A 14,963-nucleotide genomic window follows, 5' to 3' on the forward strand; every position below is an offset into this window, starting at 1 on the left:
AACTATTTACCAAACGTAAGTTGCAACTGCACCTGCGTTTAGAGTGGTTGTGGTTTGTTTTTGGTTGTATTTAATATTAAATGTTTCAGCCGAAGCTCCATCATTTTCTACAATTAAAACGGTTTGTCCTGAAGGAGTTTTGAAAGCCACATTATATAAATTTCCTGAAACATTACTTCCAATTCTTACTGAACCTTCTGGAACAAATTTAGAAGCATGCCCAATGATATAATATCCTACTTCTCTTTTGATGTTCTGATTTTGGTCAATCATCAAAGCTCCTTTGCAAGTTGAACATCCACCAGGTGTAAAAGGTTTGTAGAATTCATCATTTGCTAATCCCCACGAAAGTGCATTTTTACTCCAATTTCTCATTGAACCGATTACCACATTTTTTACACTCCATTTTAAATCGGTTTCAAAATTGGTTCCTGTTCCTGTATATTGTTCTGTAAAATACAGATCTTTATTTGGAAACTCGTTATGAACAGTCGTTAAAGCGCTAATATCTCCTTCATACAAGTGGAAAGCCGATCCTGTTACAAACGGATTTGCTTTTGGATCTCTTAAAATCGTCAAAGGATATTCTGGTTTGTTGCAGTTGTGATCGTAAACAATAATTTTGGTTTTGATTCCTGCTTTCGCGAAAGCGGGACCTAAATGATTTCCAATAAAGTCTGCTTGCTGTTCTGCCAACATTAACAAACTCGGATTGTTTCCTGGGTGCAATGGTTCGTTTTGAGGCGTAATGGCATCAATAACAATTCCGTGCGATTTCATTGCTTGAATATATTTTACAAAATACTGTGCATAAACTCCATAGTATTTTGGCTGTAAGCTTCCGCCTTTTGAGCTTCCGTTATCTTTCATCCAAACTGGAGGCGACCATGGAGAACCCATTATTTTTATTTTAGGATTTATAGCTAAGATTTCTTTTAAAACCGGAATTACATCGTCTAAATCTGGGCCAAGATTAAAGTGTTCCAAATTCATATCGGTTTGTCCTTCTGGCATATCATCATACGAAAAAACTTTTTCATTCAAATCTGATGCTCCAATACTTATTCTTAAATAACTTAGACCAATTGCATTGTCTTTTCTTGAAAATAATTCCTGAAGTAACGCTTCTCTTTTTGCCTTATCCAATTTTTTGATAGCTTGAGCGCTTCCTCCTGTTAGCGAGAATCCGAAACCTTCTATGGTTTGAAATTTCTCTGCTGGATTTACTTCAATGGTCTGATTTGAATTTGTTTCTGAACCAAAGACTAAATCAGTTTGTTTTTTAAGTTTTGAAGTTTCATCTGTAGTAGTAATCCAAGATTCTACTTTTCCAGAATTGGCTGTAACACTTTTTGAAGATCCACAGTTGAACTGCATTGCAATTAATGGCAGCAAAACAAGGATTTGAAGTTTTTTGTTGATGTTTTTCATTTTTAATCTATTTCTATTAAGACAGGCAAATGATCCGACGGATATTTTAAATCTTTAGAATCACTTAACACTGCGTGTTTTTGAACTTTTAGACCACTGTTTTTTGAAATAAAAATGTAATCTAATAATAATGTTACGGGTTCATTGTGTTTGAAATCATTGAAAGTTCCCGAAGGACCGAAAGGTTTTTCTATTGAAACATCTTTGGTATCATCCATCACTTTTTTGATTTCACCAATTTGCGTTGTGTTCGGTTCAGAATTGAAATCACCCATTAAAAAAGCTGGGTAATTTTTTGTATTCAATTCTTTTATTTTAGAAAGAACAAGCTGTACGCCTTTTACCCTTGCTTCTTCACCCATATGATCTAAATGCAAATTGAAAACCCAAAATAGTTTTTTCGTTTTTAAATCTTTAAAAAGTCCATAAGTACAAACTCTGTTGCAGGCAGCATCCCAACCTCTTGAAACCACATTTGGAGTTTCAGACAACCAGAAAGTATTGGATTGTTCAACTTTAAAACGGTCTTTTTTATAATAAATCGTACAGGCTTCTCCCAATCCGCCTTCTTCTCTTCCTACCCCAAATCTGTTATAATTTGGCAGAGCCGATGCAATATCTAAAACTTGATTTGGCGTTGCTTCCTGAACTCCAAAAATTTCTGGACTATAAAACCCAATTTGAGATGTGAAATAATCCTTTCGTTTTGGCCAAGCATTTTCTCCATCTGAAGCAACATCCAAACGGATATTGTAAGTCATAATTTTTAAATTCTGACCATAAAATGAGTTCACGGCTAAAAGCAGCATTACTGCAAAAACAAGTTTGTTTATCTTTTTCATGTTAAAAAATTTTAATCTTGTAAATCTAGTGTTTACGGGACTTTAAAGAAAAAAATTTATTTAAAAGTTATGTTAATTGTACACTCTTACGTAATCAATTTCATAAGTAGCACTTTTGAAATTTGGATCTACAGTTCCACCAAAATTTCCTCCCATTGCTAAATTTAGAATCACAAAGAATTTGGCATTAAATGGAGTTGTGCTTGAGTTTTTATACGTGTAAAATAAATTATCATCTACATAAAATTTGATGTTTTCGGCATCCCATTCGGCAGCGTAGATATGAAACTCGGTTGTTGAATTTGGAGCCGTTGTTGTTTTTGTATCTGGGGTATTTCCTGAGCGTCCTGGAGAATGCAGTGACGAATGAATTACATTTGGATTGTTTCCGACTGATTCTAAAATGTCTATTTCTCCGCATGACGGCCAACCAACTGTGTCTATATTATCTCCCAACAGCCAGAAAGCTGGCCAAGTACCGCCTCCTACAGGTAATTTTGCACGAACTTCTGCTCTTCCGTATTTAAAAGAAAATTTACCTCTCGTTAGCATCCTTGTCGAAGTATATTGGTTTCCTTGGTAAGCTTCTTTGATTGCTGTGATTTTCAAAAGGCCTCCTTCGATTTTTACATTTTCAGAGCGGTTTGTATAATATTGTAATTCGTTATTCCCAAAACCGTTTCCATTTCCCAAATCATAACCCCATTTTGAAGAATCTGGAGCTCCATCTGTATTAAATTCGTCTGCCCAAATTATTTTTCTAGCTACAAAAACATTTACAGATGTCGAAGTACTTATAAATTTTGCTCCATTGTATGCAGAAACAATAATAGGGTAATTTATAGTTCCTGATGCCGTAAACTCATAATTTAAAGCTCCTGTTGTTAGTTCTTTAAGTTCATTATTTATCAATACTTTATATGATTGTGCATTTGTCGCATTGATTGTTAATTTGATTTTTCCGCTTCCGTCTCCATTCGGGTTTTCTGCTGTTCTTCCTACAACATCAACCTGAACAGAAAGATTCGCTGGTACAGTACTTGCTGGAGAATCTCCACCCGAATCATTATTACTGCTGCAAGATTGAAATGCAAACAATAAAACTAAAGTAAATACTCCAGCTCTATTTGCGAGATTGATTATTTTCATCTTTTTATTATTTAAATGGTTTAGTTAATAAATTGAATTTCAATGCAAATATTATTTCTACTACTTTTTGTTTTTTGTTAATAACAAAAGATTTGAGATTAAAAAGAGTTTTTAAATTGAACTGTTTATTATATTATTTCCAAGTATAAGTTCCAACTGATCCCGCTTCAAGCGAAGTTGTTACCCATTTTCCGTTAAATTTAATATTGAAAGTTTCTGTAATAGAACCATCATTTTCAACAATCAATACTTTAGAACCTGAAGGTGTAATAAACGCCACATTTTGCAAACTTCCTCCAGAATTGCTTTCAATTCTAACAGACCCCATCGGAACAAATTTTGAAGCATGAGCGATAATATAATAGGCAACATTACGCTGAAAACTATCACTAGAGGTTATGGTTATTGCACCTTTACACATTGTACAGCCTCCGTCTGTATGAGGTCCAAAATTTGCATTATTTGCGACATTCCATTCTAAAGCATTTTTACTATAATTTCTCATCGATCCGATAATTACATTTCGAAGATGCCATTTTAAATCACCATCAAAACTACCTTCAGAAGAAGTCCATTGTTCTGTAAAATATACATTTTTGGTCGGATAAGAATTATATACGTTGGTTAAAGCACTAATGTCTCCTGCATATAAATGAAAAGCCGATCCGTCTACAAAAGGAAATGCATCTGTATCTGCCAAAATTGCTTTTGGATAATTTGGATTATCGCAATTATGATCATAAGCAATAATTTTCACGTTTAGATTTGCTGTTTTAAAAGCTGGCCCCAAACTATTTTTTATAAAACTTGCCTGATCTGTTGCAGACATATACATACTTGGATTATTCCCGTCATGTAAAGGTTCGTTTTGAGGAGTTACCGCATCGATTGTAATTCCTTCTGCTTTCATTTGCTGAATGTATTTTACAAAATACTTAGCGTAAACATTATAATATTCCGTTTTCAATTTTCCTCCTTTAAAACTAGCAACATCTTTCATCCAGATAGGTGCAGACCACGGAGTTGCCAAAATTAAAATCTTCGGATTAATTGCCAGAATTTCTTTTAACATGGCAATTAGATTTTTATCTTTTTCTAAACTAAACTTATCTAGATTTAAATCTGTTTCTCCAGCCGCAAGATCATTATAAGTAAAAGGCGTTGCATTTAAATCTGAAGCTCCGATACTAATTCTGATATAACTTACTCCAATTGAGTTTTCTCCATTCCCGAATAATTCTTGCAAAAGAGCAGTTCTTTTTGTTGCATTTAATTGGTTTATAACGTCAACACTTCCTCCTGTTAAGGTATATCCGAAACCATCAATGGTCTGATATTTTTGAGTAGCATTCACTTCGATATTAGCATAGGCATTTGCTGTTGTGCCAAATCCTAAAGTCCCAGATTGTTTTGCCAATAAAACACTCTGATTGCCTTTTGTCAACCAGAAATCAACATCATTTTTTACCACTACCGGCGGATTTACAACGGGTGGATTTACGGGTGGATTTTCTACAGGATCACTTGAAGAAGAGCATTTTACCTGAGCTATTACGGCTGCCATGAAGAAAAATGCTTTTATAGTATTTTTTAAATTAAATTTCATTTTTTGTGTTTTTTTAGTTAGCTTGACAATTAGTATACAATAGTCTGTATAGCATGTGCCGGAATAGTAATTGTCGTTCTTCCTGTTTGATTTTCTAAAGAATAAAGAACCTCTTTTTCAGATTGATTCATTACAATCGTAATCAATTGTCCGTCAGAATTTTTAAACGAAGTACTTAATAAAGATTTATCACTTGTGGTTTCAAGTACTCTTTTTGCATTTGGTCTAATAAATTTTGAAAAATGTCCTATATAATAATACATTGGAGTATAAATCAATTCATCTTTTGTTGTATCGGCATGGATTGGCGCAAAACAGAAATTACCAACGTGATTTGGCCCCCCGTTCTGGTCTAAAAGAATATTCCAGTCTGTCCAACCAACTGTTCCGTTATTAAAATCATGAATCATATTGATTCCGTAACGTTCTGCATTTCCCCAAAACTGATATTTTGAAGCATCAAATTTTTCGATACAGCCTTCTGTAAAAAGAAGATTTTTATTTGGAAACGCTTCATGAACTTTTGCTACAGACTCGAATTGAGGCGGGCCTCCGTTCCAGGTTTCGTACCAATGAAATCCAATTCCCCAAGCATATTTAGAAACTTCAGGATCCGAGAAAACAAGATTGGCTCTTTTGGTTAGCATGTCTCCGCGATTATGATCCCAGATAATAACATTTTTTGCCCCTAATCCTTCTTTTTCTAAAGTTGGTCCAAGATGATTTTTAAGAAAGTCTCTTTCTGCTTCTGGAGTATAGATACAAGATTCCCAGCTTTGTTTGGCCATTGGTTCGTTCTGAACTGTAAGTCCCCAGATTGGAATTCCTTCTTTTTCGTATTCTTTTATGAATTTGGTGTAATACAATGCCCAAGCTGGAGCAAATTCAGGCAATAAAACGCCGCCGTGCAAAATATCATTATTGTCTTTCATGAAAGCTGGGGGACTCCATGGGCTAACAAATAAGGTTAGTTTTCCGCCGGCTGTTTCAATTGCTTTTTTGATTAAAGGAATTCTATATTTTCGATCGTGGTCAATATTAAAAGTCTTTAACTCTTTATCTCCTTCAGAAATATAAGTATAACTATCACTGCTGAAATCACAGCTGTGAATGTTTGTTCTTGCCAAAGTATATCCAATACCTTTATTTTTATCGTAATAAGCATTTAAGAATTCCTGCTGTTTTTTTGGCGATAATTTGGCAAAAACTTCAGCGCTTGCATCTGTAATTGCACCTCCGATTCCGAGAAAGGTTTGGTCTGTCTTTTCAGGATTTACAGTAATAGATACTGTTGTGTTTTTTTGTTGTTTAGTGTTGTTTTTTGAAATTAAATCATTTGATAATGACAATTTCAAATTGGTGTTTTCGGCAGTAGTATAAACCTTTATTTTATTATTTTTCTGGGCTGTTATTTTTGAGGTAAAACAGCTTAATTGCATTAAGATAAAAGCTGATAAAAATATTTGAGAGGTAACTTTCATATTGCTTAAATAATCGTTTTAAAATTAAAAGCAAGAGAAGACTAAAATGGATGATTCAAATTAGTCCTCTTCATTACTTTACTGCAAAATATTAATAAACAAGTGTTTGTATAGCGTGTGGCGGAATTTTTACTTCTGCCTTTTTATCCCCAATAATCAAATTGTAGGTAAGATCATTTGCTGATTGGTTCATGACAATAGTTGCCATAGTTCCGTCAGCATTTAAAAATGATGTGCTCAATAAAGCGCTTTTGCTTACTGCTGTACTCACACGAACAGCATTTAAGCGAATGAACTTTGAAAAGTGTCCGATGTAATAGTACGATGGTGTGTAGATTAATTCTCCTGTTGTTGTATCTGCATGAATTGGTGCAAAACAGAAATTTCCAACATGATTTGGTCCTCCAAACTGGTCTAAAAGAATATTCCAATCTGTCCAAGCAACCGTTCCGTTATTAAAATCATGAATCATGTTCATTCCATAACGTTCTGCATTACCCCAGAATTGGTATTTTGATGCGTCAAATTTTTCGATACATCCTTCTATAAACATTAGTTTTTTATCTGGATAAGCTTCATTTACTTTTCCAACATTATCAAACATTGGCGCTCCGCCAGACCAAGTTTCGTACCAATGAAATCCCATTCCCCAAACATATTTTGATGCTTCAGGATCTGAGTAAATTACATTAGCACGATAATTCATCAAATCACGATTATGATCCCAAACAATGATTTTTTTATCTCCAAGATTTTCTTTTTTCAAAGTTGGCCCAAGATAATTTTTGATAAAATCTCTTTCTGCTTCAGCTGTATAAATACAAGATTCCCAAGTCTGAACCGCCATTGGCTCATTTTGCGTAGAAGTTCCCCAGATCGGAATACCTTCTTTTTCGTAGGCTTTAATAAACTTTACATAGAAATTTGCCCATGTCTGATAGTATTCTGGAAGTAAAGTGCCCCCCTTTAATACATTTTTATTGCTTTTCATAAAAGCATTTGGCGACCAAGGCGCAACGTATGTTGTCAATTTTCCACCTGCTTTTTGTATAGCTTGTTTTATTAATGGAATACGATATTGTCTATCATGATCAATAGAAAAAGTTTTCAAATCTTTATCGCCTTCTTCGATATAAGAATAGCTTCCACTGCTAAAATCAGAACTTTGAATTGTTGTTCTTAGCAAAGAATAGCCTATTCCTTTTTGCTGATCGTAGTAAGCATCTAAGAATTCTGCTTGTTTTTCTTTTGAAAGTTTAGCAAATATTTCGGCGCTAGCATCTGTAATAGCTCCTCCAATTCCCATAAAAGTCTGAAACCTTCTGGTTGGCTGTACAAAAACAGACGTTTCTGTTTCTAATGGTTGTTTTGCGGCAGAAAAAGTTAAATTATCTGTTGTAGTCAATCGTAACTTTGAGTTTTCTGCGGTAGTATAAACGGTTATTTTTTTGCCGTTGGTTGTAAACTCTTTTTTTGTTTTTGGCTGTTGCGCAAAAGCTGCAGCAGAAAACAAAAGGCATAAAATTTTTAGGCTATTTTTTTTCATTCGCTTCCAATTATTATTTTTTAAATTGAAGTTTAGAAGAAATCAAAAAATCGAGTTCTACCCATTGAAGGATTTAAAAAATAGCCCATACTCATAATGATTATGGGCTATTTACAACCAAACTTAAACTTAAACTTAACTTTTTATTTTCCTCGGAACTCAATTTTAGTAACTGTGATTCCATCTTTAGTGAAAGTATTACCACCAGAACGGATAAGTAAATAGATTTTTCCTGTTTCTGTAAATTTAACCACATTCGAAACTGTGCCTGTTTTGTCATTTTTAACGCAACCAACTTTAGAAAGCATTCCTGAAAATCCTGCTTTTGCACAACCATCCCAAGTACTTAATCCCATAACTTTGTTGTCTTTGTACTCAACTCCAGATTGTGGAACTGATTTACCTGCATAAACTTCAAACCAAGTTTCATCAGAGCCACTAGGAGAAGAAACTTTCATATCTATTGTATACTCTTTATCTTTTACAACATCAATTGCTTGGTAGATCCCTTCCTGTGCCCATCCTCCTGGAGAGTGAATAGTTGCACTGCTATTAGCAAATGACCAGAATGCAGCACCTGAAGCACTAAGATTTAGAATTGTCCATTTTGCTTGATCCGCAGCAGTTGCAAAAGAACCACCTTGTACTAGATTTCCTTTTAATGGATCTGATGTAGCAACTACAACCTCTTGCGATTTAGTAGCTTTACCACCTCCAGCACCAATTGCTGTATGCACAATTGTATATGTTCCAGCATCAGGTAAAGAAATTTCCTCTTCCATTTTACCTGCATAAGTACCTGCTCCTATATCCCATAATGATTTTAAAACTCCTTTTGGCTGAGCCACCAATTTATAAGTATTTACTTTTCCTTCAACTGGTGTAACTGTAAAAGATGCATCGACATTATCATTGGTTAATCCATTATTCTCAACGGAATCTTCCGGTTGACAGCTAGTTAAACTTAATACTGTCGCCATAAAAAACAACGCTAAAAGACCTTGTTTTTTTATTAAATTTATTTTCATATGATATTGTATTAACTAATTAGTAATTAGGATTTTGAACTAACTGAGTATTCTCTAAGTCCTTTTGTGGAATAGGCCAAACCTCATTTTTACCAGCAACGAACCCACTAGAAGCAAGAACAGTTGCCGCTTTTCCAGTTCTAACTAAGTCGAACCAACGGTGTCCTTCACCAGCCAATTCTAACCTTCTTTCGTTGGCAATTGCATCTAATGATACTGGTACAGAAGCCAATCCAACTCTAGCACGTACAGCATCTAATAAAGCTTGCGCTCTAGCGCCAGTTCCTCCTAATGCTTCTGCTTCCATTAAGTAAGTATCTGCTAGACGAATTGCATAAGTATCTTGTTTGTAATTTAAGGCTGTTGCTCCACCACTTGTAGATGTATCAGAGTTTAAAGGCATAAATTTCTTTAAGAAATATCCTGTATCCTGATCGCCAGGTGCATACTTTGCTTTATCTGCTGCAACAAGAGCACGCAGATCAAAAATTGTAGATTCGAAACGTGGATCTCCTTTTAAGGCATCGTATAAACTTTGAGTTACCGGGTTAAAACTCCATCCTGAGATATAATCTGCTAATGTTAGATCTTTTCTTTCGTATCCTCTTGGACCAACCATTATATTTACAGAGTTTCCTTCGTCAGCTCCACCGCCCCAGAATCCCCAATCTGCATTACTTTTATCTGTATGCATGATTTCGATAATAGCTTCTGAGTTAAATTTGTTACTGATTACCCACAAATCTGAAAATTTAGTCAGCAATTTGTAACCATACATACTAGTTCCGCCTGGCGTACCATTTACATCTGCAAATTCAGCAGCTGCTAATGAATTTTTACCTTCATACAAATAAACTTTACCTAATAGTGCCTGTACTGCCCCTTTTGAAAGACGACCTCCTTCTGTTGGAACATCAATTTTATTAGGAAGCACAGCTTTTGCTTCTATTAAATCTTTCTCTATTTGCGCATAAATCGCATCTGGACTAACTTGAGTAACTTTATATCCTTCAGCTGGCGAAATTGGTGTAAGGATCAATGGCAAATTTTTAAATGTTCTTACCAATTCAAAATAGAAATATCCTCTCAACGCTTTTGCTTCTGCTCCAAAACGTACTTTTTTAGCATCAGACATATCTACATCCGGTAATTTTGCCAATAAAATATTTGCTCTAGCAATTCCTTGAAAAAAATCACCCCAATAACTTCTTGGCATATTTATTTTATCCAATTTATAGTTATCAAAAGCGTGTATACCAGCACCATCTCCAGGTCCACCACCTCCAGCATAGAAATCATCTGATCCAGCATTTAGCATCGTGATCATATTTTCAAAACCTTTAGATTGTTTACCCATAATATCATAAACAGCAACCAGGGCAGAAAATGCTTCTGATTCATCTTTATAATAATTATCTACTAACGGAAGCCCTTTTGGCTCCACTGTTAAAAAATCTTCACCACAAGAAGAGCCTAGAAGTAACAATCCAGCGGCAATGAATGAATATCTTATACTTTTAATTTTCATGATTCTTAATTTTAAAATTGTAAATTAACCCCTACCATTATAGTTCTTGCTTGTGGATAATATCCTTTATCAATACCAAAAACTCCTCCTCCAATCTCAGGATCATATCCAGAGTATTTTGTAAATGTTAATAAATTTTCTCCAGTCAAATAAAGTCTTGTTTTTGAAAGACCTGCTTTTGAAACAACATCATTTGGAAGGTTATAACCAATTTGAACCGTTTTAATTCTCCAATAGTCTCCATCTTCTAAATAGAAATCTGAAGGATTTGAGAAGTTCTTATTGTTATCAACCGTTGATAAAATTGGATATGAATTTGTTGATCCTTCACCTGTCCAACGACCTAAAGCTGAAGTTTGGTAGTTAGCATCTGTAATATCTAGACGACGTAATCCTTGGAAAATTTTGTTTCCAATTGCTCCTTGAGTAAAGATTAACAAATCAAAGTTCTTATAATCTAAATTAATTGTGAAACCGTATGTATATTTTGGAAGTGGGCTTCCGATGAAAGTTTTATCATCATCTGAAATTTTTCCATCTCCATTAAGATCTTGCCATCTGAAATCTCCTGGTCTTGCACCTGGCTGAATTAAACCGCCTGAAGCATTTGTGTAAGCATTAATTTCTGCTTGATTTTGAAAAATTCCTTGTGTCTTATATCCATAAAAAGAGTTATAAGTTTGTCCTACTTGAGTTCTTGTTACTGCACCCATATTTTGGAAAGTAGCATCTCCAGAAATGAACTGGATATCTTTTCCTAAATTTGTTACCTCGTTTTCTAAATAAGAAATATTTCCGCTAATGCTAAAACCAACTTTTCCAATTTTTTTACGGTAAGAAAGCTCTAAGTCAATCCCTTTATTTTCCATATCAGCAATATTTGCAGAAGGTCTACCGGTACTACCAACGTGACCAGGTAAATCAATATCTTGCAAAATACCTTTAGACTTTTTAACATAAAAATCTGTTGTTAATGATAAGTCATTAAAGAACGTGATATCAAAAGCAACGTTTGCCTGGCTAGTTTCTTCCCATTTCAAATCTGGATTCGCAGGTGCATTAGGGCTATTACCCACAACTACTGAACCTTGATCTCCAATAGTATAATTTCTTCCTGAACCGATAGTTGCTAAATATTTAAAATCTCCAATTGCATCACTACCTGTAATTCCATATCCTCCTCTAAACTTTAATTGAGTTACAACCTTGTTTTCTGGCCAGAAACTTTCTTTAGTTGGCACCCATCCTAATGAGAATGAAGGGAAAGTTCCATATTTGTAATTTTGACCAAAACGAGAAGAACCGTCACGACGTACAATACCAGTAAATAAGTATTTCTCTTTGTAATCATAATTAGCTCTCGCAAATAATGAAGTAACTTTATGCTCATAACCATTATAAGCAGAAGCAGTAATATTGTCTTGTGGATGATCATTCGGGAAAGTAGCATCATCAAAATTAGTATAAGGAATATTAAAATAAGTCACTGTAGATCCAGATGTGATGTTATCTACATAAGCACCTTGTCCTACTAAAACTGAAAAGTTGTGATCTTCAATTTGTTTTGCGTATGAAATAGTATTTTCGATATTCCATCCAAAACCTCTATTTGAACTTCTGCTCAAATTATTCTTTGAATTAATGGTAGAAGAGTTAAAGTAAAATACTGGAGTAAAACTTTCTGATCCCCAATATGCCAATTTACCACCTAAAGTACTTCTAATTTTTAAGCCTTTAATTGCTTCTAACTCTAAATAAGCATTTCCAACAAAATTATCAGCCCAATTGTAGTTTCCTAATCTAGTTTGAATGTAAGCTAGTGGATTACTCATCTCCTGAGTTACTACCTGAGAAATTCCATAAGGATTTCCGTTTGCATCTCTTAAAATACCAGCCTGATTGCTGTATGGGGGATTATTAGCCACAGTTGGATCAGTTACAACTGCTGGAGTAATAGGATCCAAATTGATAGCAGAACTTAATGGCCCACCATATTCATTATTTGTATTTCCAATACCTACTGTTTTTTCGTGAGAGTAACCTAAAGTTTGACCAAAAGTTAATCCTTTTACAATTTTGTGTGTTGAGTTTAAACGGATGTTTTTTCTATTGTAGTTAGAAATTGGAGTAGCTACAATACCTTCTTGATCTAATAAACCAAAAGAAACATAGAAAGTAGAGACATCATTTCCTCCTGATAAACTTAATTCATGACCGGTTCTTTGAGCGTTATCATTGAAGATTGTTTTTTGCCAATCTGTTCCTGCTCCATAAGAAGAAACGTTTTTGTACGGAAGATCGTAAGGTTTAGAAGTATCTGTATAACCATTTGCATATCTTTCATTCATTATAGTTGCATACTCAGTAGCATTTAACAAATCAAGTTTTCTCGCTGCTGCAGAAAATCCAGTGTAACCATTATAATTTACACTCATTTTTCCAGATTTACCTTTTTTAGTTGTGATAAGGATTACCCCCGCCGCCGCTCGAGCACCATAAATAGCTTGAGACGCTGCGTCTTTTAAAACCTCCATAGAAGCAATATCAGATTGATTCAAATAACCAATTCCTCCTGAATCTACAATTACACCGTCAACTACCCATAAAGGTTCGTTGTTACCAAAAGAAGTAATACCCCTTACTCGTATTGTAGAAGCAGACCCTGGTTGCCCTGCATTTGCTGCTATAGTAACCCCAGAAACCCTACCTTGAAGAGATTGTTCAACTCTTGTTATTGGTAAATCTTCTAAATCTGATGCTTTCACACTAGAAATTGCTCCAGTTACAACCGATTTCTTTTGAGTACCATATCCAACAACGACAACCTCATTTAAAGATTGTGATTCTGGTTTTAATTGAATTGAAATTTTTGTTCTTCCATTTACAGCTTCAGTTACAGTGCTATAACCAATAAATGTAATTGTTAATGTTCCGTTTGACGGTACTTGCATTTGAAATTTTCCGTCAAAGTCTGACGCTGTCGATTTCGTAGTACCTTTTAATAAAACTGTTGCGCCTGGAACAGGCAAACCATTTTCATCATTAATTATTCCATTTACTGTGACATCCTGAGCCACAGCTATAACCGAGAATAATAAAGATGAAATACAAAAAACAAGTAGTTTTGTTAATTTCATTTTTCTAAAAATTTTGGTTAATTAATTAGTAATTTGATGCAATACTAAAACTTAATTTTCACTTTTCTCATCTAAAAATCATTACAAAAACACATCAAACAGAAAAAAATAATATTATAAAAACACATCAAAAAAATTATAAAACATTTATTAACAGATATTTAAATCAAAAAAAAATAATACTAAAAAAAAGTTAATTTTAAAAAATAACACTACATAATATTCTCATCTAAAAATTTTATTAAAAATTATTAAAACTACAACGTGGTAGTAGTGCTTATCAAGACATAAAAAGCTATTCTACAAACAATTACAACAAAAAAACATTCTATTTTTACAAAAATCAAAAAATAAAGAATATCATATTTTTACCCTACTTTTTTTATATTATTACTAATATTCTTCACTGAAAGAAAAATCTTATTTCACAAATTTTTATCAGATTTTTCATATTTAAAAGACTGCTAATAGTCAAAAAATAAAGGAATCCGTCTTGAAAAATTTGAGAAAAAGGCATTTTTTTCATGAACATTGATGCTAAAGCATTTTATGTTCAACTTTAAAATCTGATGAACTTCCATACTGAAAGTTTAAAAAATGGATTATACAAGTTTTACACAGTCTAAAAACTTACATAAAAAAGAGTTTTTCACAGTTTCCCTTAGTGTAGTGTATTTGCTAAACCATCACTTCGCATAAATATTGAGATATTGTCTTGAGAACAATCGTGAAATTTGTTTTTTTACTTATTATCAATTTACCAATTCAAAATCAATGAAATTAATGGTCAAAGTTTCATTAGAGTAAACACCAATCTGAAATTTCCAATAAAGTCAGAGGAATTGCTTTATTAGATCCGTTTACTAAACTGTCGCGTCTTAAAATGGGGAAACCTCTTTCATCATCAATAATTCCATTTGCCTCTTCAATAAACGCAACTATTAAAAACAGTAAAGAGGAAATACAAAAAATAAATATTTTTATCAATTTCATTTTTCTAAAATTTTTGGTTAATTAATTAGTAATTTGGCGAAATGATAATAATTATTCCAATTAGAATGAGGCTAAATATTTTTATAAAAACACTTCAAAGCAAATTCTAACACATGACAAAAACACAACATTTATTTTATAATCTATTAATTTACAGCTTTTTAATTTTAAAAAAAATATTACATAAATGTTAGTTTAAAAAAAAACGTATATTACATTAGT

General features: G+C 33.5%; 10 protein-coding genes. All 10 read right to left on the reverse strand.

The window, feature by feature from the left end:
* Positions 1–6 precede the first annotated feature (6 nt).
* A complete protein-coding gene (locus DM397_RS20480) occupies positions 7–1,431 on the reverse strand; it encodes a glycoside hydrolase family 30 protein (protein ID WP_111379333.1) in 1,425 nt (474 codons plus the stop codon).
* 2 nt (positions 1,432–1,433) lie between these two features.
* Positions 1,434–2,273: an endonuclease/exonuclease/phosphatase family protein gene (locus DM397_RS20485; protein ID WP_111379334.1), complete on the reverse strand. Its 840-nt coding sequence runs from the start codon at positions 2,271–2,273 to the stop codon at positions 1,434–1,436.
* Positions 2,274–2,345: 72 nt separating this feature from the next.
* Complete coding sequence (locus DM397_RS20490; protein ID WP_111379336.1) at positions 2,346–3,422, reverse strand: glycoside hydrolase family 16 protein; 1,077 nt, start codon at positions 3,420–3,422, stop codon at positions 2,346–2,348.
* Positions 3,423–3,555: 133 nt separating this feature from the next.
* On the reverse strand, positions 3,556–5,028 hold the full coding sequence (locus DM397_RS20495; RefSeq protein ID WP_111379338.1) for a glycoside hydrolase family 30 protein: 1,473 nt from the start codon (positions 5,026–5,028) through the stop codon (positions 3,556–3,558).
* Between the two features lie 29 nt (positions 5,029–5,057).
* Positions 5,058–6,509, reverse strand: coding sequence for a glycoside hydrolase family 30 protein (locus DM397_RS20500; protein WP_111379339.1), 1,452 nt, complete (start codon positions 6,507–6,509; stop codon positions 5,058–5,060).
* A 91-nt stretch (positions 6,510–6,600) separates the two neighbouring features.
* Positions 6,601–8,055 carry a glycoside hydrolase family 30 protein gene (locus DM397_RS20505; protein WP_111379341.1) on the reverse strand — a complete coding sequence of 485 codons (1,455 nt, stop codon included), beginning with the start codon at positions 8,053–8,055 and terminating at the stop codon, positions 6,601–6,603.
* Between the two features lie 143 nt (positions 8,056–8,198).
* Positions 8,199–9,083 (reverse strand): hypothetical protein, encoded by an 885-nt coding sequence (locus DM397_RS20510; protein WP_111379342.1) that lies wholly within the window; start codon positions 9,081–9,083, stop codon positions 8,199–8,201.
* A gap of 19 nt (positions 9,084–9,102) precedes the next feature.
* Positions 9,103–10,611, reverse strand: coding sequence for a RagB/SusD family nutrient uptake outer membrane protein (locus DM397_RS20515; protein WP_111379344.1), 1,509 nt, complete (start codon positions 10,609–10,611; stop codon positions 9,103–9,105).
* Between the two features lie 11 nt (positions 10,612–10,622).
* Positions 10,623–13,748, reverse strand: a complete 3,126-nt coding sequence (locus tag DM397_RS20520; protein ID WP_111379345.1) for a SusC/RagA family TonB-linked outer membrane protein — start codon at positions 13,746–13,748, stop codon at positions 10,623–10,625.
* A 798-nt stretch (positions 13,749–14,546) separates the two neighbouring features.
* A complete protein-coding gene (locus tag DM397_RS20525) occupies positions 14,547–14,741 on the reverse strand; it encodes a hypothetical protein (RefSeq protein ID WP_111379347.1) in 195 nt (64 codons plus the stop codon).
* Positions 14,742–14,963 lie beyond the last annotated feature (222 nt).

This window comes from Flavobacterium nitrogenifigens (assembly GCF_003254565.1).
In the GTDB taxonomy this organism is placed as follows: Bacteria; Bacteroidota; Bacteroidia; order Flavobacteriales; family Flavobacteriaceae; genus Flavobacterium; species Flavobacterium nitrogenifigens.